Annotated in this window: 17 protein-coding genes; 7 read left to right on the forward strand and 10 right to left on the reverse strand. The window is 69.5% G+C overall.

Annotation, left to right across the window (positions count from 1 at the left end; translation table 11 throughout):
- The first annotated feature begins 39 nt into the window (after positions 1-39).
- Positions 40-1356, forward strand: coding sequence for a phosphotransferase (locus ACSZL9_RS06715; protein WP_446664692.1), 1317 nt, complete (start codon positions 40-42; stop codon positions 1354-1356).
- A 13-nt stretch (positions 1357-1369) separates the two neighbouring features.
- Here the strand turns inward: ACSZL9_RS06715 and ACSZL9_RS06720 are convergent, their stop codons facing one another.
- The 4 genes from ACSZL9_RS06720 to moeB all read right to left on the reverse strand — a co-directional run bounded on the left by ACSZL9_RS06720 (position 1370) and on the right by moeB (position 9553).
- Positions 1370-4819 carry an ATP-dependent helicase gene (locus ACSZL9_RS06720; protein WP_446664693.1) on the reverse strand — a complete coding sequence of 1150 codons (3450 nt, stop codon included), beginning with the start codon at positions 4817-4819 and terminating at the stop codon, positions 1370-1372.
- A complete protein-coding gene (locus tag ACSZL9_RS06725; protein WP_446664694.1) occupies positions 4816-7932 on the reverse strand; it encodes an ATP-dependent helicase in 3117 nt (1038 codons plus the stop codon). The genes ACSZL9_RS06720 and ACSZL9_RS06725 overlap by 4 nt, the downstream gene beginning before the upstream one ends.
- Positions 7933-8049: 117 nt before the next feature.
- The gene (locus tag ACSZL9_RS06730; RefSeq protein ID WP_446664695.1) at positions 8050-8382 is read right to left on the reverse strand and encodes an MGMT family protein; all 333 of its coding nucleotides are present in this window, start codon (positions 8380-8382) and stop codon (positions 8050-8052) included.
- A 4-nt stretch (positions 8383-8386) separates the two neighbouring features.
- A complete protein-coding gene (gene moeB, locus ACSZL9_RS06735; RefSeq protein ID WP_446664696.1) occupies positions 8387-9553 on the reverse strand; it encodes a molybdopterin-synthase adenylyltransferase MoeB in 1167 nt (388 codons plus the stop codon).
- Between the two features lie 74 nt (positions 9554-9627).
- Here moeB and ACSZL9_RS06740 point away from each other — a divergent pair, with 74 nt between their 5' ends.
- A complete protein-coding gene (locus ACSZL9_RS06740; protein WP_446664697.1) occupies positions 9628-10260 on the forward strand; it encodes a TetR/AcrR family transcriptional regulator in 633 nt (210 codons plus the stop codon).
- Positions 10261-10404: 144 nt separating this feature from the next.
- The gene (locus ACSZL9_RS06745; RefSeq protein ID WP_446664698.1) at positions 10405-10626 is read left to right on the forward strand and encodes a DUF3107 domain-containing protein; all 222 of its coding nucleotides are present in this window, start codon (positions 10405-10407) and stop codon (positions 10624-10626) included.
- A gap of 121 nt (positions 10627-10747) precedes the next feature.
- Here the strand turns inward: ACSZL9_RS06745 and ACSZL9_RS06750 are convergent, their stop codons facing one another.
- Together ACSZL9_RS06750 and ACSZL9_RS06755 are read right to left on the reverse strand one after the other, a co-directional pair.
- Complete coding sequence (locus ACSZL9_RS06750; protein ID WP_446664699.1) at positions 10748-13324, reverse strand: ABC transporter permease; 2577 nt, start codon at positions 13322-13324, stop codon at positions 10748-10750.
- Between the two features lie 6 nt (positions 13325-13330).
- A complete protein-coding gene (locus ACSZL9_RS06755) occupies positions 13331-14140 on the reverse strand; it encodes an ABC transporter ATP-binding protein (protein ID WP_446664700.1) in 810 nt (269 codons plus the stop codon).
- Between the two features lie 420 nt (positions 14141-14560).
- On the opposite strand from ACSZL9_RS06755, the gene ACSZL9_RS06760 reads away from it, so the two are divergent.
- Positions 14561-14833, forward strand: coding sequence for a GlsB/YeaQ/YmgE family stress response membrane protein (locus tag ACSZL9_RS06760; protein WP_446664701.1), 273 nt, complete (start codon positions 14561-14563; stop codon positions 14831-14833).
- 83 nt (positions 14834-14916) lie between these two features.
- Here the strand turns inward: ACSZL9_RS06760 and ACSZL9_RS06765 are convergent, their stop codons facing one another.
- A complete protein-coding gene (locus ACSZL9_RS06765; protein WP_446664702.1) occupies positions 14917-15606 on the reverse strand; it encodes a ferritin-like fold-containing protein in 690 nt (229 codons plus the stop codon).
- Between the two features lie 323 nt (positions 15607-15929).
- Between ACSZL9_RS06765 and ACSZL9_RS06770 the strand changes: the two genes are divergently transcribed.
- Both ACSZL9_RS06770 and ACSZL9_RS06775 read left to right on the forward strand, forming a co-directional pair.
- The gene (locus tag ACSZL9_RS06770) at positions 15930-17459 is read left to right on the forward strand and encodes a DEAD/DEAH box helicase (protein ID WP_446664703.1); all 1530 of its coding nucleotides are present in this window, start codon (positions 15930-15932) and stop codon (positions 17457-17459) included.
- Positions 17460-17468: 9 nt separating this feature from the next.
- Entirely contained in the window at positions 17469-18491 is a 1023-nt protein-coding gene (locus tag ACSZL9_RS06775) for a LuxR C-terminal-related transcriptional regulator (protein ID WP_446664704.1), read from the forward strand.
- Positions 18492-18811: 320 nt separating this feature from the next.
- Here ACSZL9_RS06775 and ACSZL9_RS06780 read toward each other — a convergent pair whose 3' ends face one another.
- Positions 18812-19660, reverse strand: coding sequence for a PHP domain-containing protein (locus ACSZL9_RS06780; protein ID WP_446664705.1), 849 nt, complete (start codon positions 19658-19660; stop codon positions 18812-18814).
- Positions 19661-19750: 90 nt separating this feature from the next.
- Between ACSZL9_RS06780 and ACSZL9_RS06785 the strand changes: the two genes are divergently transcribed.
- A complete protein-coding gene (locus ACSZL9_RS06785) occupies positions 19751-20296 on the forward strand; it encodes a hypothetical protein (RefSeq protein ID WP_446664706.1) in 546 nt (181 codons plus the stop codon).
- On the opposite strand, the gene ACSZL9_RS06790 is transcribed toward ACSZL9_RS06785, so the two are convergent.
- Both ACSZL9_RS06790 and ACSZL9_RS06795 read right to left on the reverse strand, forming a co-directional pair.
- A complete protein-coding gene (locus ACSZL9_RS06790) occupies positions 20280-21119 on the reverse strand; it encodes an ABC transporter ATP-binding protein (RefSeq protein ID WP_446664707.1) in 840 nt (279 codons plus the stop codon). The two genes, ACSZL9_RS06785 and ACSZL9_RS06790, sit on opposite strands and share 17 nt — an antisense overlap.
- Positions 21112-22026, reverse strand: coding sequence for an ABC transporter permease (locus ACSZL9_RS06795; protein WP_446664708.1), 915 nt, complete (start codon positions 22024-22026; stop codon positions 21112-21114). Before ACSZL9_RS06795 ends, ACSZL9_RS06790 begins: the two co-directional genes overlap by 8 nt.
- Between the last annotated feature and the right edge of the window lie 125 nt (positions 22027-22151).

Genomic DNA, 22151 nt, shown 5'->3' on the forward strand with positions numbered 1-22151 from the left:
CATCCAGGTTATGCGGTCGCTTCGGCTTACCGTGGAGGCGTGCTCCGCAGTCCGTTGAAGCTCGCCGCCCTGGCGACCGCCGCCGTCCCGCATTTCCAGCCGACGAGCGTCCAAGGCAGCTCGGCCGCCGCCGACGAGCGCTTCCAGGTTGCCTTCGTGACCACCGCCGACGGCAACCAATGGGTCGTCCGAGCCGGCCTCAGCACCGCCTCCGGCGCACAGATGGAGCAGTCCGACGGGCTGCTGCGGTTGCTCGCCAAGCGGGTGCCGTTCTCGGTGCCCCGCATCCAGGGCACTGCCATCGCCGACGACGGCACCGTGGTCTCCGTGCAGACCCGACTCCCGGGCAGTCCGCTGGTATGGCGCGAGCTGCGCCCCGGATCGGTCATCGCACGCAGCATCGGCCGGGCGCTGGCCGCGCTGCACGACACGGATCCGCGTGCGGTGGAGGAAGCCGGTCTGCCGACATACGACGCCGACGCCTACCGCGCCCGGCGACTGGCCACGCTCGACCGCGCTGCGGCGACCGGGCACGTGCCGTCCGGGTTGTTGTCGCGCTGGGAGCGCGCCCTGGAGGAGGTCGCGCTCTGGAAATTCGCGACCTGCACCGTCCACGGCCCGCTCGAGGGCTCGCACGTGCTCGTCGACGGTGACGAGGTCGTCGCGATGACCGGGTGGGAGCAGGCCGGGGTGTCCGACCCTGCGGCGGACTTCGCCGTGCTGTCGGTGCTAGCCGAGCCCGCGGCGTTCGACACCGTGCTCGAGGCGTATGCCGGCGCCCGGCACGACTCCATCGACCCGCACCTGGAGCGTCGGGTGCGGCTGGCCGCCGAGCTCCAGCGGGTCAACGCGCTGATGGATGCCGTCAGCAGCAACGACAGCGAGTTGGTCGCCCGCCGCAAGGCCGCGCTGCAGCGACTCGACGAAGCGGTGCGGGACGACGAGTCGCTGCTGCCCGCCGCACCCGGGCGCCGCACGATGCCCGAAGTCACGCCTTCGGAGCCGGCCCCTGCGGTCGATCCCGAGGACATCGAGGTGGTCGATTTCCAGGACGCCGGGTCCGACGACGAGACGGTCGAGATCCCGGTCGGTGCACGGCAGGAGGTCGCCGCGGGTCCGGACCGCAAGAGTGACAGTGGCAGTCGGGGCAGCGGCGACGATGAGGACGCAGAGGACCCAGAGCCGTCGAGCTACCCGATCGAGGACGCCGAGGCGAAGTCGGGCGAGCGTGGGGACGACGCCGCAGACGACGCACCGGAAGACGCGGCCGACGACGAGCCCGACGCGAAGGACGCTCCGGACACCTCGGACAACGACTCGAAGGACGAGGAGCCCCGCGGCGACATACCGAAGTAACCCCGGTCGCCGGTCAGCTCAGATTTCGTTGCAGCAGAACGGAAATCGCATCATCGGCCGGCATCGTCGGCCACACGGTCTCACCGGTCGCGGCGTAGTAGAACGCCGCGTCGACCTGGTCGGTCGGCACGTCCCGCAGCCGGGCGAACGCCAGCCGGTATGCCGCCAGCTGCAACGTCCGCGCCTGCATCGCGGCCCCTGACGGTCGTGCCCCGGTCTTCCAGTCCACGACCGTGAACCCACCGCCCGCACGGGGGAACACCGCGTCGATCCGTCCCCGCACCGAGATGCCGTCGATCCAGGTCTCGACCGACACCTCGATCTCGATCGGTGTGCGCGACGCCCATTCGGAGGCGAGGAAGCGCTCCTTCAGCACCTCCAGGTCGGCACCGTCGTCGGCATCGGCGTCCGCCGCACCGGGGAGCTCGAGGACGTCGACCAATGCCGCCTTGGCGTAGTGCTGCTCGATCCAGGCGTGGAACGCCGTGCCGCGCCGGGCTGCCAGCGCGGGCGGGGAGGGCATCGGCCGTCGCAACCTGCTGGTGAACTCGGCAGGGTCGTCGGCCAGCGACACCACCGCGGACGCCGACAGGTGTCGCGGCAGCTGCACCGCACCGACGCCGCGGGTGCGCGCACGATCGCGCTCGCGCAGCAGCAGCTCGATCTCCTGCTCGCGGTCCTCCAGCGGCAGCACCGCCTGCACGGTGTCCCGGTCGGTCAGCGCGGCGGACACGAGTGCGGCGCCCTCGGTCAGGTCCGCGCGGCGTCCGGCCATCGGGTCGGTCGGCCAACTGACCGCGGCATCGACGTCATCGCGCGGATTGGGCACCGTGCTCTCCCCCGGCTCCGGGACCGGCATCGGCTCCCACACGTCCTGCTGCACCAGCTGTGCGTCGACCAGCTCGGACAGGTAGCGCGAGGTGATCCGCGGAGTGGACGCGGCGGCCCACACCGACGCGGTGAGCAGCAGCTCCGAGCGCGCCCGCGTGAAGGCGACATACGCCAGGCGCCGCTCCTCGTCCAGCCCGTGCACACCCGCCGCAGCCTTGAATTCGGTGATGGCGTCACGGAGTTCGCGGGCATCGGTCGCCTCCGCCCAGCGCAGTTGCGGGAGGCCGTCGGCGTCGCCGCGCAGGTCAAAGGGGAGCCCGTCGAGCCCGCCGGCCCACTCGGTCGCGTTGACCGCCCACGACGACGGATCGCCGGGCAGGCCCTTGGGACTGATCTTCCAGCCGTGGTGATCGGCACTCCAGCCGACCTTGCTCAGGTGGTCGGGGAAGGTGCTCTCGATCAGCCCTGGCACGGCGACCAGGTCCCACTCCAGCCCCTTGGCGGCATGCACCGTCAGCACCTGTATGGCGCGAGGCTCCGCCTCGAGGTAGGGCCGGTCCAGGCCGCGCTCCTCCCGCTCTGCCGCGGCGAGCCAGGCGAGGAACCCGCCGAGCGTCGGGCGGTCTGCCGATGCCGCGAAACCGGCTGCGACCTCTGCAAATCCGTCCAGGTGGACGCGTGCGGTGTCGGGAGTCTGACCGGGGCGCGCGAGCACCTCGATGTCAAGTGCCAGCGCCTGCTCCGCTTCGACGACCAGCTCGCTCAGCGGCAGCCCGGTCAGGGTGCGTAGCCGGCGGATCTCGTCGCGCAGGCCGGCGAGCCGCTCCAGGGCCAGCGAGCTGATCCGCTGCCCGGCGGGACCCCGCCAGTCCTCGCCCGGCAACTCCTCGAGCGCCTCGATGATGGACGGACGGTCACGGGTCTCGCTCTCGATGTCGGTGCGGGAGCGATCGGCCGCGGCTGACCCACCCGTCGCGGACCCGGTCGTGTCCCCCATCCCGTCACCGGTCGCAGGCTGCGGCCGGTCCCGTCGCTCCAGGGCGCGTGCCCACTCCCCGAGCCCGTCGAGGTCGGCGGCTCCCAGCCGCATCAACGGACCGGTCAGCAACCGCATCAGCTGATCGCCGCGCGTCGGATCCTGCACTGCCCACAACAGACTCACGATGTCGGCGACCTCGGGCGTGGTCAGCAGCCCGCCGACGCCGACGACCTCCACCGGCAGGTCGCGCTCACGCAGCGCGTCGACGACAGCCACGAACTGCGACCGCTTGCGGCACAGCACCGCCGCCGTGCGTCCGGTCCACTCCCCCTCACTGTCGGTGTGGCGCCGGGCGATCCAATCCGCGACGTATGCCGCCTCCGCCTCCTGGTCCGCCAACCGTGCCGCGACGACGACACCGTCGCCGGCGCCGGGGCGTGGCTGCAGGGTCGCGACCGGCACCGCGCTAGCTTCGCGCAACGGCGCGGCGGCTCGGTTGGCGGCTGCCAGGATGGCGCTGTCGTTGCGCCAACTGCGTGACAGCTGAAGGACTTCCGCAGGACCGTCGGCGTCGGCGAACAGCCGCGGGAAGCTCGCCAGCGTCGTCGCGCTCGCACCGCGCCAGCCGTAGATCGACTGGTGCGGGTCACCGACCGCCGTGACACGCACGTCGACACCCGGCGCGTCCGCACCCGAAGAGACGTCCGAGCGCTTCGGGGCAGCCGCGGAGTCGTCGTGGTGTTGCCCGGCATACAACGACCGCAGCAGCACCATCTGCGCCTCGCTGGTGTCCTGGAATTCGTCGAGCAGCACGGCCCGGAAGCGGCCGCGCTCGAGTGTGCTGAGCGCAGGGAAGGACCGGGCCAGTCGCGCGGCGAGCGCCATCTGGTCGGCGAAGTCGAGTGCGGATCGCTGCCGCTTCAGCTGCAGGTAGCGCTGCACGATCGGCACGATCTGCCGCCGCGCGGTCAGTGCGTCGGCGACCTTCTTCATCTCGCCGCCGGTGACCTTCGTCGCACCGACAGCGGGCAATTGTGCTGTGTCCGTGAGGTATTGGTCGAGGTAGGTGATCAGCTCGTCGGGGTCGACGAGGTGCTCGGCTAGCTCCCCTGCGAGGCTGACGACGGCGGTCGTGACGTTGCCCTCGGTGTTGGTGACGCGGTCCATCGGCCCGTCGTAACCGAGCACGGCTTCGGACGCGAGCTGCCAGGCGGCCGCCTCGGACAGCAGCCGCGACTCGGGCTCGATGCCGAGACGCAGTCCGTGCTCGCCGACCAGCCGCCCGGCGTAGGAGTGGTAGGTCTGCACGGTCGGCAGTTCGACCAGAGCTTGCGTGCCGTCGTCCGTCGACGGCAGCCAGATGCCCTCGCGACGCAGCCGCCGCAGCCGCAGCCCGATGCGTTCAGCGAGCTGGCCGGCGGCCTTGCGGGTGAAGGTCAGACCGAGCACCTGGTCCGGATCGACGTGCCCGTTCGCGACGAGCCACACCACGCGGGCGGCCATCGTCTCGGTCTTGCCCGAGCCGGCTCCCGCCACCACGAGCAACGGCTTGTCCGGCGCTGCCTCGGTGACGGCAACCTGCTCCTCGGTCGGCACCGGCAACCCGAGAGCGTGTGCGAGGTCTGTTGCGGAATAACGATTTTCGCGGGTCACAGGCGACCTCCCTCGGGCTGCAGCGGGCAGCTCTTCAGAACCGGGCAGGTGCGGCACCGACTGTTGACCCGTGCGGTGAAGGTCGCACCCGACATACCGTCGGCGGTCTCGGCCAGCAGGTCGTAGGCCCAGCGTGGATCGTCCTGCTCGCTCAGCGGCGCCTGCACCTGGGTGGCGGCTTTCTTCCCGCCGGCCTTGCCGACCTGCACCAGCGCGGCACCCCCGGAGACGTCACCCGCCTCGAAGCCACCCTCGGCGACCGCCACCTGATAGGCGCCGAGCTGCGGGTTGGTCGGCAGCTCCGCAGCGCTCGGTTTGGACGACCCGGTCTTGAGGTCGATGATCCGAATCTCGTTCTCCCGCTTCTCGATCCGGTCGACCCGGCCGGTCAGGCGAGCGCGACCGACCAGCACCGAGAAGTCGATCTCGACCCCGACCGGCTGCCACCCCTGCGCCTTGGCCTCGTCGAGATATTCCACGAGTCGCTGCAGCATCTGGTGAGCGGTCACTCGCTTCTGCTCCGACACCCAGGTGTCGCCCAGCCCGAGTCGCGGCCAGCGTTCGTCCAACGCCGCTGCCATCGCCTCCGGGTCGTCGTCGCCGAACTCCTGCGCAACCTCGTGCACCAGCGTGCCGAGTGCGGCCGCGCCAACGTCGGGGCCGTCTCCCCCGGCGGTCGTCAGCAACCAGTTGAGGCTGCAGTTGCCGAAACTCTCCACCCGTGACGGAGACACCCGGACCTGCTGGTCGGGAGCCCGCAGCGGACGGTCGTCGGTCAGCTCCCGCAGCGCCCACCACTGGGCAGGGTCGGCACCGCGCACGCGAGCCCCAGCGAGCCGGGCGAGCTGGGCGGCCGCCCGCTCACGCACCTCGTAGTCGCCGGTCGCGAGCTCCCTGCGCAGCTCGGCCACGACCGCCGACAACGTCGTGGGCCGCGCGACCTCGGTGAACGCACGCAGCCGGTCCGGGTCCTCCGCAGAGTCGCCGTCGAGCGGGTCGATGACATCCAGGTATGGCGAGGGCTGCTCGTCCTCGTTGCGGACCGCGGTCACCAGCAGCCGCTCGCTCGCCCGGGTGACCGCGACGAGGAACTGGCGCGTCTCGTCATACCGAACGGCGGTCTGGGCGGCGCGCCACGAGTCACCACGGGCGGCGAGCACGTCGACCAGCCGCTCCGAGCCCAGCAGCGAACCGCGCAGCCGCAAGTCCGGCCACACGCCCTCCTGCACCCCGGCAACCACCACGAACTGCCACTCGCGACCGGCCGCCGCCTGCGGCGTCAGCAACGAGACGGTCTCGTCGTCCGGGGCGGCCGCGACCAGCCGGTCACCCGGCACGTCCTGACCGCGCACGTGCTCCAGGAAGTCCAGCGGCGCCGCACCCGGCAACCGATCGGTGTATGCCGCCGCGTCGGAGAACAACGCGACGATCGCGTCGAGGCGACTGTCGGCGCGCTTGCCGTCCCGACCACCCGCGAGCGCACGAGCCTGCCACTCGTCGGCCAGCCCGGCGGCCTCCCACATCGCCCACAGGACGGTCTCGGCTGTCGCGCCGGTGGCCAGCGCAGCCTCCCGCCCCGCTCGTATGACGCCCGCGACCCGCAGGGCCGGGTCGGCGACCGGCCCGAGCAGCTCCAGCCACGGCAGGTCCACCAGCGCGGCGGCCAGCAGCTCGTCGGACGAGCGCGAGCCGCCCGACCCGAGCTCCTCGGCGCGCAGGGCCCGCCGCAGTCGGCGCAGGGCGACCGCATCGGCCCCGCCCAGCGGCGAGCTGAGCACGTCCACCGCCAGCTCGGCGGTGATCGGCTCCGGATCGTCGGCCAGCAGCTTGCCGATGGTCTCCAGCAGCGCGAGGAAGGGCCGCACTGCCGGCTCGTCGCGCAGTGGCACGACGGTCGGCGGTGAGTTGACCGGCACGCCGGCGGTCGCGAGTGCCCGCCGCAACGAACCGGCACGCCCCTGCCCGCGCACGATGACCGCCATCTGCGACCACGCCAGTCCGTCGAGCAGGTGCGCCCGACGCAGCTGTGCGGCGATGTGCGCCGCCTCCTGCGGCGTCGATCGCAGCAGCGCGACATCGACCCGTCCGCCGGGCCGCGGCGCCACGCGCCGGTGCTCGGCACCCGCGACCGCACCGATGCGCTCAGCCACCCGCTCGGCGGCTTGTCGCAACACGTCGGGCTGACGGTGCTCGACCGACAGCGTGAGGTGGTCGCGCGCGCCGAAGTGGTCGCCGAGCGCACCGAACATCAGCGGGTCCGCGCCGCGGAAGCTCTGCACCGCGGCGTCAGGGTCGCCGATCAGCACCACGCGGGTGTCCGGAGCGACGACCAGCCGCAACAACCGGGTCGCCGCTCGGGTGAGCTCCTGCGCGTCGTCGACCACCAGCAGCCGGATCGCCTGCTGCACCCGCTGGCGCGCGCCGGGGTCAGCCTCCAACAGGTCGGCGGCGGCGCTGAGGATCCACGCCGGGTCGAACGCCCCGGGCCGGGACAGCGCAGTGACCTGGTCGTATTCGTCGAGCACCTGGGCAGCTGCTTCCCACTCCGGATGCTCATGCCGGCGACCGAGCTCGGCGAGCTCCTCGGCGGTCAGTCCCCACTCCACCGCGCGCATCAACAGGTCGCGCAGCTCATTGCGAAACCCCCTGGTGGGCAACGCGTTTCGCACGAAGTCGGGCCAGTCGGGCGGTATGCCGTCACCGGCCTCGTGGCCGGCGAGCAGCTCACGCAGGACCACGTCCTGCTCGGGACCGCTGAGCAGCCGCGGCGCCGGCTCCCCGGCCAGTGCCGCCTCCTGCCGCAGCACACCGAAGCCGAGCGCCTGGTGGGTCCGCGCCAGCGGCTCGGTCGACGTCCGCCGCAGCCGCGCGGTGACCCGGTCACGCAACTCCGCCGCACCCAGGCGGGTCGGGGTCAGCAGCACACAGGCATCCGGTCGTATGCCGCGCTCCACCGCCGCCACGACACACTCGACCGCCAGGGTCGACTTGCCGGTGCCGGGCGCGCCGAGGACCACGGTCGAGCGTTCTGTGCTGTCGCGAGCGGCCTGCTGGATCTCGTCCAGGACCGGCGGGCGCTCCGTCAGGTCGGGAGGTCGTCGTAGTTCCAGCACGCGTCTCATCCCATCACGCACGACCGACATACGGGCTTCGCGACCCAAACCTCGACCGTCGAAGGTTAGGAACGGCAATCCCCGCCAAAACCCGACCCAAACCTCGACCGTCGAAGCTTAGGAACGTGGATCAAGCACGACCACGGACAGGTCGAAGCGGGCACGCGACAGGTCGACGCGATCCAGGAACACGCCTTTCAGCGGAGTGCCCTCCTCGCGGTAGTGCGCGAGCGCCTCGTCCTCGTGACTCTGGGGCGGCCGGCCGTCGGCCCGCAACACCCGCCACCAGGTGACCATGCCGCCGTACTGCGACATCACCGACCCGACCTGGCGAGGGCCCGCGCCGACGACGCGACCGATGTCGCCATACGTGACGACCTTGCCCTCCGGCACCTGATCGACCACCTCGAGCACGGCGTCGGCGAGGTCGGGCAACTCGTGGACGGTCATGAGCTCAATACCTCGGCAGCGACGGATCGACGTCGTCGATCCAGGCCAGCACCCCGCCGTCCAGCGAGCGCGCGTGCACTCCCGTGGCCGCGGCCACCAGTCGCACCGCCTCGGCCGAACGTGCACCGCTCTTGCAGTAGAAGACCGCCGACTCGTCGAGGTCGGCGAGCGTGTCCAGCCCGCGGCCCTCGCGCAGGTCCCCCACCTCCACCTGTATGCCGCCGCCGGGCAGCGACACGATGTCGCGTTCGGCCGGGGTGCGCACGTCGACCAACACCGGGGCACGGCCCTGCTCGACCAGCTCCGCCAGCTCGCGCGCGCCGATCGTCGCGACCGGCTGCTCCGCCGGAACATCGCAGGACGCCTCGTCCTGCAGCACCGTGATGCTCGGATTGTCCCCGCAGACCGCGCAGTGCGGGTCACGAGCGACCGGCACTGTCGCCCAGCTCCCGGCGAGGGCGTCGTGCACCACGATCCGCCCGGCCAGCGGCTCGCCGACGCCGAGCACCAGCTTGAGGGTCTCGGTGGCCTGGATCGATCCCATGACGCCGGGAAGCGATCCGACCACTCCGGCCTCCGCGCACGACGGCACCGTCCCGGCAGGCGGCGCCGAAGGGAAAATGCAGCGGTAGCAAGGGAATTCGCGATATCCCCAGACCGTGACCTGCCCGTCGAAGCGATTGATCGACGACCACACCAGCGGCAGCCCGAGCATCACGCACGCGTCGTTGACCAGATATCTCGTGGCGAAGTTGTCGGTCGCGTCCACCACGACATCGTGGTCGGCGAAGATCGCCAGCGCGTTGTCGGCGGTGAGCCGTTGCTCGATGCCGACGACATCGATGTCGGGGTTGAGGTCGAGCGCGGCACGCACGGCGGAGTCCACCTTGGCAACGCCGATGTCGGCGGTGCGGTGGATGACCTGGCGGTGCAGGTTGCTCAGCTCGACGACGTCGTCGTCGATGACCGTGATCCGTCCGATCCCGGCACCTGCCAGGTAGGGGATCACCGGGGCCGCGAGCCCGCCGGCCCCGACGACCAGGACGCGGGCCGCGGCCAGTCGGCGCTGACCGGCGAGACCCACCTCGGGCAGCAGCGTGTGACGGGAGTAACGCTCGGCCTGGTTGCTGTCACCGGGTGTACTGCCGCGTAACCTTTGTGGGCAAGTCACACTGTCGCAGCCTAGTCTCGCTCTAGGATGCCGAGAAGCCGCTAGGTCGGCATACGTCAGAAAGGGAGTCCGGAGTGAGTGTTGCGGACACAGAAGCCCGCGGAGGACGCCTGCCGCGCTCGGCCCGTCGGGCACAGTTGCTGGAGGCCGCCCAGTCGGTCTTCGCGGAGTCGGGCTACCACGCCGCGGCGATGGACGAGATCGCCGAACGCGCTCACGTCAGCAAACCGGTGCTCTACCAGCACTTCCCCGGCAAGCTGGACCTTTATCTCGCGCTGATCGAGCAGCACACCTCGGAGTTGCCCGAGTTGGTCCGGGCGGCGATGGCCTCCACCCAGGACAACCAGGAGCGGGTCGCTGCCGCGGTGCGCACCTTCTTCTCGTTCGTCGAGCGCGAGGACGCCGCGTTCCGGCTGGTCTTCGAGTCGGACCTGCTGGGTGAGCCGCAGGTCGCCAGGCGGGTCGACCGGATGAGCGCCGAGTGCGCCGACGCCGTCGCCGGCGTCATCCAGGAGGACACTGCACTGCCCCCGGAGAAGGCTCTCCTGCTGGGTGTGGCAACGGTCGGCATGTCCCAGACGGTCGCCCGCTCGTGGATGCAGGGCCACACCATGTCCCGTGAGGACGCCGAGAACCTCGTCTCCAGTCTCGTATGGCGCGGGCTCGCCGGTTTCCCGTTGCATCCAGAGCAGCCCGACGCCGACTGACGCACTTCGCGTCGATTGACGCATTTGCAACTGCGTCACTGGATGTCAGCTGCGTCAGTCAGCGGCGGCACCCTCCGGGACGCACCCACCCCGGACGTAGAGTGAGCGCCAGTTCGTGAATCAGCCTTACGAAGGAGCTTGAACGTGGAGATCCGGATCGGTGTGCAGCACGTCGCACGCGAGGTCGTCCTGGAGTCCGACCAGTCGGCCGACGAAGTGCAGAAACTGGTGGAGACCGCCCTGGAGAAGGGCACCCCGCTGGTGCTCGCCGACGAGCGCGGCCACCACGTCGTCATACCCGGCAGCGAGCTGGGGTATGTCGACATCGGCAGCGAGCAGCGCGGCCGCGTCGGGTTCGGCGGCTGAGTCTTTGGTCGCGCTCTAGATTGAGCGGCATACCCACGCATTGAGCGGCATACGGATTCGAACTGAATCCGTATGCCGCTCAATGCTTTCGTATGCCGCTCAATCTGGAGTGACCCGAGCCTCACAGGTCGGCAATGGCCTCCAGCGGTTTGGTGCGAGCGGCCCGGATGCCGGGCCACAACGCGGCCAGCACACCACACACCGCGGCAGCGACCAGCGTGAACAGCACCGTCCCCCAGGGGACGACCGGGGTGATCCCGGTGAGCCATTCGCGGAAGGTCCGCACCAGGCACCAGCCGATGATGACGCCCAGCACCATGCCGAGCAGCGCTCCGAAAATGGAGATCAGCACCGACTCCAGGTAGATGGTGCGACGCACCTGCTTGCGCAGCATCCCGACCGCACGCAGCATCCCGATCTCGCGCTTGCGCTCGACGACCGACAGCGCCAGCGTGTTGATGATGCCGAGGACGGCGATCACCAGCGCCAGGCCGAGCATGCCGTAGAGCACCACGAGCATCTGGTTGATCTGCTGCGCCGAGGAGTTGGCGAACTCCTCCTTGGTCTGGACCTTGACCGTCAGGTAGCTGCCGGTGATGTCCTCGATCTTCTGCTGCACGGCCGACTCGTCAGCTCCCTTGTCGAGCAGGATCAGGTCGACGAAGTCGGCCCGCATGCTCGGCGGCGTGAGCTTCTCGTATGCCGCACTGCCCATCTGCCACGGGTCCAGCAGCGCCGAACTCTTGTAGATGCCGACGACCTGCACCGTGGCTTTCTGACCGAAGCGACTGTTGAAGGTGACCTTCTCGCCGACCGACCAGTGGTACTTCTTGGCAGCCTTGTCGGAGGTGACCAGGCCGTTGGGCGGCAGGTCGGCGGTGCCCTCGACCATCTTGAAATGGGCGGCCTTCGTCATGTCGCCACTGGGCGAGTTGCCGCCGACCTCCTTGCCGTTGAGGGTGGCGGCCACACCGTGGATCGCGACGACGTCGGACACGCCGTCGACCTTGCGGATGTCGTCGCTGACCGTCGGCGGCAGTGCGCCGGAGTTGCCGGTGCCGATCGCCAGCAGCGGGGCCTTGACCTCGTCGTTGACCGCACGGTCGATGGTGCCCTTGAACGACGCACCCAGCGTGCCGATGATCGCCACGAGCATCAGCCCGAGGGTCAGCGCGAAGGCGGTCGCCGCAGTGCGCCGCGGGTTGCGTATGGCGTTGGTGCGCGCCAGCTGCCCCAGCTTGCCGAACGGCTTGGCCAGCACCAGCCCCAGGGAGCCCACGACGGGCCGGGCCAGGGCCGGCGCACCGCACACGACCGCGAGGATCGTGCCGACAGCTCCGAGTCCGACCATGCCCGCCGCTCCGCCGCCCTTACCGCTGGCACCGATCGCGAGCGCGACGACGCTGAGCACGGCGAGCACCAGCGCGATGATCGTGCGGACCTTGAGCGAGGCCGAACCGTCGGTCTGGCTCTCCCGCATCGCTTCCACCGGCGCGACCCGCGACGCCCGACGGGCCGGCGCGAGCGCGCTGACCGTCGTGACGACGACACCGACCACCAGGCAGGCGATGATCGCGCCAGGACCGACGACGAGCGAGCCACTGGGCAGCCCGGTGCCGGTGCTGGACAACAGCACCTGCAGGCCGGCGGCCAGCCCGATGCCCACACCGAGGCCCACGAGGGACCCGATCAGTCCGACGATGACGGCTTCGAACATCACCGACCGCAGCACCTGACCGCGGGCCGCACCCACGGCGCGCAGCAGTGCCAGCTCACGCACCCGCTGGGCGACGATCATCGAGAAGGTGTTGTAAATGATGAACGTGCCGACGATCAGCCCGATCGCCGCGAAGGCCAGCAGGATGTAGTTGAAGATCTGCAGGAACGAGTTGATCGCGTCCTTGTTGTCCTGCCGCACCTCGTCACCGGTCTGCACCTTGTAGCCGGGGAACTCGTGGGCGATCCGCTGCTTCAACTGCTCGGCGGAGACACCCTTGACGGCCGCGAGTTGCACCATCGACGCGTGCGATCCGTCGGTGAAGAGCTTCTTGGCGGTCGCGGTGTCGAAGTCCATCTCGGTGTAGCCCGAGGTGTCCCCGGCCATGTCGACCAGGCCGACGATCTTGACCTTGAACGGTTTGGCGTTGCCAGCTGAGACCAGCACCCGTGTCGTGTCGCCCACCTTCAGGTTGCCACGCTCGGCGGCACTGGAGTTGAGCAACGCCTCGTGCGGCCCGTGCGGCGCCCGCCCACCGGGCAGGATGGTCGCGCCGTCGGGGTCGAGCGCCTGGTCCTTCGGGACCCAGTTGGCGCCCATGGTCGGGGCACCGCCGGTCGGCAGCGCCTTGCCGTCGGAACCGGCGATCGTCATCACCGACTGGTAACCGGGGACGATCTCGGCGACCCCGAGCTTGCTCTTGTCGCGCTGGATCTGCTGGACGACGGAGTCCGGCACACCGAGGCTCTCGATCCCGCCATACGCATTGGTATCAGTGGTTTTCGGTGTGATCTGAGCGTCGACACCGATCGCGACCTCGTCGAAGATGCTGTTGAACGAGTTGCTCATCGTCGAGGTGAAGACCAGGGCGCCGGCGATGAACGACGTGCCGAGCACGACGGACAGGACCGTGAGGATCAGGCGCAACTTGTGCGCGGCGAGGTTGCGCAAGGAGACCTTGCGCATCGTTGCGGAAGCCATCGCCGATCAGTCCTGCTCGGCCGCGGCGGCGACCTGGGCGGGCGGGTGCTCGTCCAGGTCCTTCATGTATTCGTAGATGTCGTCGGTCGACAGCCCACGCTTGTCGTTGACGATCTGGCCGTCCGCCAGGAAGATCACCCGATCGGCGTATGACGCCGCACGCGGGTCGTGCGTCACGATCACGACCGTCTGCCCGAAGTCGTCCACCGACTTGCGCAGGATCGACAGCACCTCGGCGGAGGAGCGAGAGTCGAGGTTGCCGGTCGGCTCGTCCCCGAAGATGATCTGCGGCCGGCCGACGAGCGCACGGGCACACGCCACACGCTGCACCTGGCCGCCGGACAACTCGCTGGGCCGGTGCCCGAGGCGGTCACTGAGCCCCAGCCGGTCGACGACGGTGGCCATCCAGTCCTTGTCGACCTTCTTCCCGGCGATGTCCAACGGGAGCGTGATGTTCTCGCGGGCGGTGAGCGTCGGCACGAGGTTGAAGGACTGGAAGACGAAGCCGACCAGGTCGCGCCGCAGCTTGGTCATCTGCTTGTCGCTGAGTCCGGTCAGCGCGATGTCGCCGATCTGCACGTTGCCGGAGGACGCGGTGTCAAGGCCGGCCAGGCAGTGCATCAGCGTGGACTTGCCCGAGCCGGACGGACCCATGATCGCGGTGAACTCCCCCGCCGCGAACTCGACGGAGACCTCGCGCAGTGCGTGCACGACGGTCTCGCCCTTGCCATAGGTTTTCGCCAGCTTGTATGCCGCCGCGGCCGGCTGGGCCTGCGCCTCGCGCGGCACCGCCGGAGCGGCTGCTGGATTGGACATGTGGTTCCTCCCGAGAGTCTTTCCTGGACGTGGTGCTGTGGGTGATTGAGTGTCGCCAATTGAGTGTTGGCGGCTCAGCGTCACCAACGACTATCCCCTCGCGGGCGGCACCCTCGCTATGCGGTGAAACCCTGAGCGACCCCCGGTCGACCCTGACCAGAGCCCGCGAGCCCCCTTCCACGCCAACACCGTATGGCGCACCAGGGCCTCGAGGGAAAGTCGCATTGCCGATGGACTCAGAGCTGGGGGCTATGGCCATCCACTGGCACAGTTTTTCACCCGGGACCGACAGTCACAAAACATTTATCGAACAGAGACACGGCACGCGCCCAGCGATCGTTGCAGGTGTGTCCAGGCTGTAGGAAAGTACGCCCACTGGGGTACGCCTTCCGGCGAGCCCGCTACGTCAAGGAGAAGGCAATGATCGGCGCAATCATCGGGGCCATCATCGGTGGCCTCATCATCGGTGTCCTCGCTCGCATGGTGCTGCCCGGCAAGCAGGACCTCTCGATCGTGATGACCATCGTCATCGGCATCGTGTCGTCGTTCGTCGCGAGCCTGATCGTCGGTCTCGTCGGCTACAACAACAACGACGGGATCGCCTGGATCCCGCTGATCGTCGGGGTCATCGTGGCGTGCATCGCGATCGTCATCTACGGGAACATGACCGGCAAGAAGCAGCTCAACCGCTGACCGCACAACGCAACAAGTAAGGAGCCCCGCAACCGGCCAGGTTGCGGGGCTCCTTTCGTCGTGCTTACGCAGAGTCGTTGTGCTTACGCAGAGAGCCCGAGCGCTTCCATCCGTGCGGTGTGCGCGTCGGTCAGTCGGGTGAACATCCGCATCCAGTCGCCCAGGTCCAGCCCGTAGCCGGAGCCGTCGTCGACCAGCAGCCCCATCAGATCGTCGTTGTCCGCGGCCACCCGTTGCGCCTGCGAGAGTGCTTCCCCGATCAGCCGGCGCCCCCACAGCGCGAGCCTGCTGCCGAGCCGGTCGTCGGCGCCGATCGCCCGGCGCAGCTCACCGGCAGCGAACTCCACCTGACCGCTGTCCTCCAACACCTCACGCATCAGCTGCCGGGTCTCGGGGTCGACCAGGTCGGAGACCTCCCGATAGAAGTCGTTGGCGATCGAGTTGCCGGCGTAGACCTTCATCAGTGCCTCGGACCAGTCGGTCGGAGTCGCGCGTCGGTGCCAGTCGTCGACCGCCCGGGTGAACGGCGCCATCGTCTGGTGCGGGTCCGCGCCGAGTGCTTCGATGCGCTCGGCGAGGCGCTGGTAGTGCGCGAACTCCTGGGTCGCCACCCCCGCAAACGTCACCTTGTCCCGCGACGACGGGGCCAACCCGGCCTCCTGTGCGATGGTGAGGAACCCGACCAGCTCGCCATACGCCAACACACCGAGCAGCGCCAGCAGACCCTGGCGGTAGGCCGGCTCGGCCAGGTCCTCCGCGGTGCGCTGCTTCACCCGCGAAGTGCTTGCAGGGGGGTTTTCACGCGCGGTGTCGGTCATAGGCCGCATGGTAGCCGCCCGGCGGTGGCATGGTATGCCGCCCGGACAAGGTACAATCTGCATGGACAGGCGGTGTGATACACGCCTGTCGACATACGAAAGCACAACCCGGACCAAGGTGCCCGGTCGGTCACGAAGACAGATTCGCGGGGTTGCCCCGCACCAGAAAAATTCCGATCGGCTCCGCTACACCGCGATGCGATGCTCGCGCCGGCGCCATTTTCGGACCGGTGCTGGAGGCGACGCACGCCGATCACAGGAAGACCTCTGCACACGTCATGACCGACGACACAACCACCGAGATCCCTACCATCACCCGAGACGCGTCGGACCAGGCCGCCGCCGAGACCCGGACCCAGACCTTCGCCGACTTCGACGTCCACCCCGACATCGTGGCCGCACTGTCCGAGGCGGGCATCACCACGCCGTTCCCGATCCAGTCGATGACGCTGCCGGTCGCGATGTCCGGCCACGACATCATCGGCCAGGCCAAGACCGGCACCGGCAAGACGCTCGGCTTCGCCGTCCCGATGCTGCACCAGACAGTCGCCCCGGGCGACGCAGGCTTCGACGCGCTGCCCGCCCCGGGCAAGCCGCAGGCGCTGGCCGTGGCACCGACCCGTGAGCTGGCCAACCAGGTCGCGGGCGACCTGCGGACCGCCGCCAAGCGTCGCGGCATCCGCGTCGCCACGATCTACGGCGGTCGCGCGTTCGAGCCGCAGATCGACCAGCTGAAGAACGGCGTCGAGGTCGTCGTCGGCACACCGGGACGCCTGATCGACCTGGCCAACCAGGGACACCTCGACCTCAGCTACGTGCGCAGCGTCGTTCTCGACGAGGCCGACGAGATGCTCGACCTCGGCTTCCTGCCCGACGTCGAGAAGCTGCTGGCAATGACCCCCGCGTCCCGCCAGACCATGCTCTTCTCCGCGACCATGCCCGGCGCCGTCGTGTCGCTGGCTCGCCGCTACATGACCCAGCCGACGCACATCCGCGCGATGAGCGAGGACGGCGACGACCACCAGACCGTCGCGGCGACCGAGCAGTTCGTCTACCGCGCGCACGCGATGGACAAGGTCGAGATGCTCACCCGCATCCTGCAGGCCGAGGGTCGCGGGCTCACTGTGGTCTTCACCCGCACCAAGCGCACCGCCGCCAAGGTCAGCGACGAGCTGACCGACCGCGGCTTCGCCGCCGCGGCGCTGCACGGCGACCTCGGTCAGGGTGCGCGCGAGCAGGCGCTGCGCGCGTTCCGCACCGGCAAGGTCGACACCCTCGTCGCCACCGACGTCGCGGCCCGCGGCATCGACGTCGAGAACGTCACCCACGTCGTCAACTACCAGTGCCCCGAGGACGAGAAGACCTACGTCCACCGCATCGGCCGCACCGGACGCGCCGGCAACACCGGGACCGCGGTCACTTTCGTCGACTGGGACGACCTGGGCCGCTGGGGCCTGATCAGCAAGGCGCTCGACCTGGGCATCCCGGAGCCGCCGGAGACCTACTCCTCCTCGGACCACCTCTTCACCGACCTCGACATCCCGACGACGGCGACCGGTGAGTTGCCCCGCTCCCAGCGCACCCGCGCCGGGCTGCGTGCGGAGCGGCTGGAGGACCTCGGCGAGACCGGCAAGCACGCCGGCGGTCGCGACGGTGGACGTGACGGTGGACGTGGCAGCAACCGGTCCCGCAAGCCGGCCGGGAAGCGATCCGACTCCGACGGCGGCCGCCGGGGCGGCTCGCAGCGTCGTCGCCGTCGCACTCATCGCGGCGGGGCCGCGGGTCGGGCGTCGGCCGAACAAGGCTGAGTCGCTCCCGTGGGGACAGCGCGGTTCAGCCCGCCATACGTCGACCGCCTGCGGGCTGCCGACCGGTGGTTGCGTGCCTCCGAACGCGATGCGCACGCGGCGCGCTATGCCGTCTGCCGGACGACGATCTCGGCGCTGGCGAGGGTCGACAGCTTCTACATCGGCTTCTTCCGCGCCGAGGACACCGTCTTCATCCCCTACATCTACGACCACGACCAGTTCCTGCGCCCGAGCATCGGTCGCTACAGCAAACACGGTGTCTCGCACTGGGTCCGGGCCAGCAAGCGCCCCTACGTCTACGCCGAGGACGGCGGGCGCCTGCTGACCAACGCGATGCCGTTCGGCAACACCGACGAAGTGTCGCTTGACGCGGTGGTGGTGCCGCTCGCGGATGCGGTGACCGGCGAGGTCACCGGGGTGATGAGCGCGCAGAGCCTGGAACCCCGTGCGTATGACGACGAGGCGGTTCGCGCCCTGGAGTGGCTCGGCCGCGCGCTGATGCATTCCTTCGCACGGGACACCGCTGCCCAGGACGTGCTCGATCTCTACACGATCTATCCGGAGCTGGACACCACCGGTGTGCAGGACGAGACCGACCTGATCGACGCCGTCAGCTCACGGGTCAACCGGTTGCACCGCGGCATCCGTGACCTGGCGCAGCTGACGTCACACGCCGGTGGTGCGGTCGCCGAGGCCGCGCAACAGTTGCAGCACCTGTCCGAGACGACGCAGATCGAGATCGGCGAGCTCTTCGGCGAGCTCGCCGACGCGCACCAGGATGATGCCGACCGGCCCGACCCGGCCGCCGAACTCACCACCCGCGAGCGCGAGATCGCCGAGCTGATCGCCCGCGACGGCGTCAGCAACTCCGACCTGGCGCGGCAGTTGCACATCTCGGAGAAGACCGTCAAGACACATGTCGGCAACGTCCTGCGCAAGCTCGGTGTGGCCCAGCGGGCCGGCATCGAGCTGGTCCTCAGCCAGACGGTGGGCCAGCCGATGCGGCACGTGACCCGGCGTTCCTCCTCCTGACCCCGGCCGCCCAGTGCCTCCTGGGTGGTGGTCGTCTCAGAGTTTCTAGTCCTAGGGCCTAGGCCCTAGGACCCGAAAGTTCAGCCCGAGTCGCATAGCTGATCCGACGGGACTTCGACAAGATGGAGCATGTTCGTTCGCGACAGGGGGACGCGAACGGCGGTCCAGGGGAGAGATCGCCGGCACATACGGGGATGTGCCGGCGATCTTTACGTCTGCCCCGAAGTCTCTCCCCCGGGTCTTCTCACCGGGGCGGGACTGCATACCGGGATGAGCGACGGTCGACTCAAGTGACCTGGACGAGCTCGACCGACTGAGGCTCAGGGACGCAACGGGCCACTGCCGGAAGTTGCCTGCTCGGCCAGTTGCTCCAGCACCTGCGGGTCGGTGAGGTTCTCGCCGAGCTGATTCTCCTTGCCGGTGCCGTGGTAGTCGCTGGATCCGGTCACCAGCAGCCCGAGCCGCTCCGCGAGTTGCAGCCCCTGCCCGATGGCCTCCTGCGTGTGGTCCCGGTGATGGATCTCCAGGCCGGCGAGGCCGGCGTCCGCCATACCTTCGATCACCTCGACGTCGACGACCCGGCCGCGCTTGGCGGCGAACGGGTGGGCCATCACCGGCACGCCGCCGGCCGCACGCACCAGCCGGGTGGCGAACGCCGGGTCCGGCGCGTAGTGCGACACGTGATATTTCGAGTTCGAGCCGAGGTATGCCGCGAAGGCCTCCTCCCGGCTCGCGACGACACCCGCGGCCACCAGCGCGTCCGCGATGTGCGGGCGGCCGATGGTGGTGTCGGCGCCGAACTGCTCCTGCACCTGCTCCCACCGCAGCCCGGTGTCCGGTGCGAGTCGCTCGACCATCCGCTGCGCACGGGTCCGCCGGGACGAGCGGGCCCGCTCCAGCTCGCCGAGCAGTGCGGCGTCCAACGGGTCGATGAAGTAGCCGAGCAGGTGGATGCTGATGCCGTCATACGCGCAGGAGATCTCGATACCGGGCACCAGTGTGACGCCCGTCTCGGCGACCGCGCGCGCGGCCTGCCCCCAGCCGCGGGTCGTGTCGTGGTCGGTCAGCGCGACGACGTCGAGTCCGGCCGCGGCGGCGGACCGCATGACGTCCCCGGGGGCCTCGGTCCCGTCGCTCTGGGTTGAATGGGTATGCAGGTCGATGCGCACGCGGCTGACTGTAGCCCGAGGCGGTTCGGGCGCCGCACGGGTATCGGCGACTGCACCCCACGGCGCGGGTTCGGCTGACAAGCTTGGAGCATGTCCGTGCCCACCCCGCCGCGCCTGGCCGCGTTGCGCCCGAAACAGGTCGTGACGGCCATTCGCCTGATGTATGCCGGGGTGCTGCTCTCGTTGATCGGTGTGCTGGTCAATGCACTGTCCCGCAGCGCGATCTCCCGGGCGCTGCAGAGCGCGAACGCCGACCGCTCCCCCGGCGACCGGCTGTCCGCGGCCGACCTGCGCGACGCCGCGGACCTGACCTACACCGCGTTCCTGACGATGTCGATCGTGGCGACCGTCTGCTGGCTGATCATGGCGGTCGCCAACAGCCGCGGGCTGGGCTGGGCCCGGATCGTCTCGACGGTGCTGGTGGTGATGAACCTCCTGCTCACCTTCGGTATGGCGACCCGCGGCACCGCCGCCGCCGCGATCGCGGAGGGGCCGACGCTGCTGGTCGGCGCGGCCGCGGCCTGGCTGTTGTGGCAGCCGGCGAGCTCGACCTTCTTCGAGCGGTGCGCAGCTGCACGGGCGGCCCGCAAACCGCGTGGCCCGGCGCCGGCCGGGTCCGCTAGCCAGCGGCCTTGACGTTCGCCTTCTTCTTCTCCTCCGCCGCGGCGCGCTGCTGCTTTCGGCGGGCGGCCTTGCGCGGGTCGTGCCGCTCCTCGTAGGCGTCGAGCACCTCGTCGGTCCCGCCGTCCATCACGATCTGACCCTTCTCCAGCCAGATGGCGCGGTTGCAGGTCTCGCGCACGACACCGAGGCTGTGGCTGACCAGGAAGACCGTGCCGGCGTCCTTGCGCAGCTGCTGGATCCGCTTCTCGCTGCGGCGGCGGAACTCCGCGTCACCGGTGGCCAGCGCTTCGTCGATCAGCAGCACGTCGTGCGACTTGGCCGAGGCGATGGCGAATCGCAACCGGGCGCCCATGCCGCTGGAGTAGGCGTTCATCGGCAACGACACGAAGTCACCGATCCCGGCGAACTCGCAGATGTCCTCGAACTTCTCGTCGACCTCGGTGGGCGTCATACCCATCGCGAGGCCACCGAGGGTGATGTTGCGCTCGCCGCTCATGGTGGAGATCAGCGCCGCGTTGACACCGAGCAGGGCCGGCTCGCCGCGGGTGTAGATCGCGCCGCCGGCCGGTGTCAGCAGTCCGGCGATCCCGCGCAGCAGGGTCGACTTCCCGGAGCCGTTGGGTCCGATCAGGCCGATCGCGTCGCCCTCCCAGGCGGCGAAGCTGACGCCGCGGACGGCCTTCACCTCGCGCAGTCCGGGGCGTGAGGCGCCGGTGACGGTCCGGGCGAGCGCGAGGGCGCCGCCGCGGTTGGCGTAGCGCCCCGCCAGCTTGTAGGTCAGGTGGACGTCATCGGCGATGACGGTCGGGATGCGTTCGTTCATGGTGTCAGTCACGGCCGTATGACTCCTCCGCCAACCAGAAGAACACATAACCCGCAACCAGGACACCCACGCCCCAGGCCAACCCGGCGAGCCACTGCCCGAACCCCGGCATCGGTTCGGACTTCATCAGCGCACCGCGAAAGAGATCGATATAGACGGTCGCCGGGTTGGCCTGCATGATCTCACCGAGACGCGGCTTGTGCTTCTCCGCGGTGAACGCCGGGATGCTGAACATCACACCGGAGACGTAGAACCACACCCGCAGCGCGAAGGGCAGCATCTGCGACACGTCGGGAAGTTTCGAACCGATCCGGGCGAAGATGAACGCCAGGCCGGCACAGAACATCGTCTGCATCGCCAGGATCGGGATGATCGCGAACCACTGCAACCGCAGGGGTTCGCCGGTGAGCAGCACGATCGGCACGAGCACCACGAGTGAGGCCAGCAGGTGCTGCAGGGCGATGGACGTCGCCGAGACCGGGAAGACGGCGCGCGGGAAGCGCAGCGTGCGAGCCAGCGACCGGTGGGACTGCAGAGAGCGGGCACCGCTGGTCACCGAGCTCTGGACGAATTGGAAGACAAACACCCCGATGACCAGGAAGGCGATGTAGTTGTCGATGCCTCTACTGATGTGTAGCAACAGCCCGAAGATCAGGTAGTAGACGGCCGCGTTCAGCAGCGGGGTCAGCACCTGCCAGGCCTGCCCAAGGAAGCTGCGGGCGTAACCGGACGCGTTGGTAGCTCTGGAGAACTCCAGGATGAAGTGCCGGCGACGCCACAGGTCGCGGGTGTAATCGGCCAGCGGCGCACGCGCACCGGCCCGCTTCATGCCGAAACGTTCGACCAGTGCCTGGACGTCTTCGACGGGCGGCGGAGCCTGTCCCGCAGACGTCGTGGTTGGAGGGCCGGACTGAGTCACGACGAGCAGGATACGGCATACAGACTGCCGCTCCGTGCCACCACACTCCCAGCAAAACCGGCGAAACTTCCGGTATGTGAGGGCCCTCTCGACGGCGGGTCGGGCAGAAAACATGAGCCAGATCA

The sequence above is a fragment of the Flexivirga sp. B27 genome (genome assembly GCF_052905685.1).

What these genes read in the sequence shown, in the direction of transcription:
- ACSZL9_RS06770 (WP_446664703.1), top strand. Translation starts at nt 15,930, where the DNA reads ATGACCGACGACACAACCACCGAGATCCCTACCATCACCCGAGACGCG.
- ACSZL9_RS06730 (WP_446664695.1), bottom strand. Translation starts at nt 8,382, where the DNA reads ATGACCGTCCACGAGTTGCCCGACCTCGCCGACGCCGTGCTCGAGGTG.
- ACSZL9_RS06760 (WP_446664701.1), top strand. Translation starts at nt 14,561, where the DNA reads ATGATCGGCGCAATCATCGGGGCCATCATCGGTGGCCTCATCATCGGT.
- ACSZL9_RS06755 (WP_446664700.1), bottom strand. Translation starts at nt 14,140, where the DNA reads ATGTCCAATCCAGCAGCCGCTCCGGCGGTGCCGCGCGAGGCGCAGGCC.
- ACSZL9_RS06785 (WP_446664706.1), top strand. Translation starts at nt 19,751, where the DNA reads ATGTCCGTGCCCACCCCGCCGCGCCTGGCCGCGTTGCGCCCGAAACAG.
- ACSZL9_RS06750 (WP_446664699.1), bottom strand. Translation starts at nt 13,324, where the DNA reads ATGGCTTCCGCAACGATGCGCAAGGTCTCCTTGCGCAACCTCGCCGCG.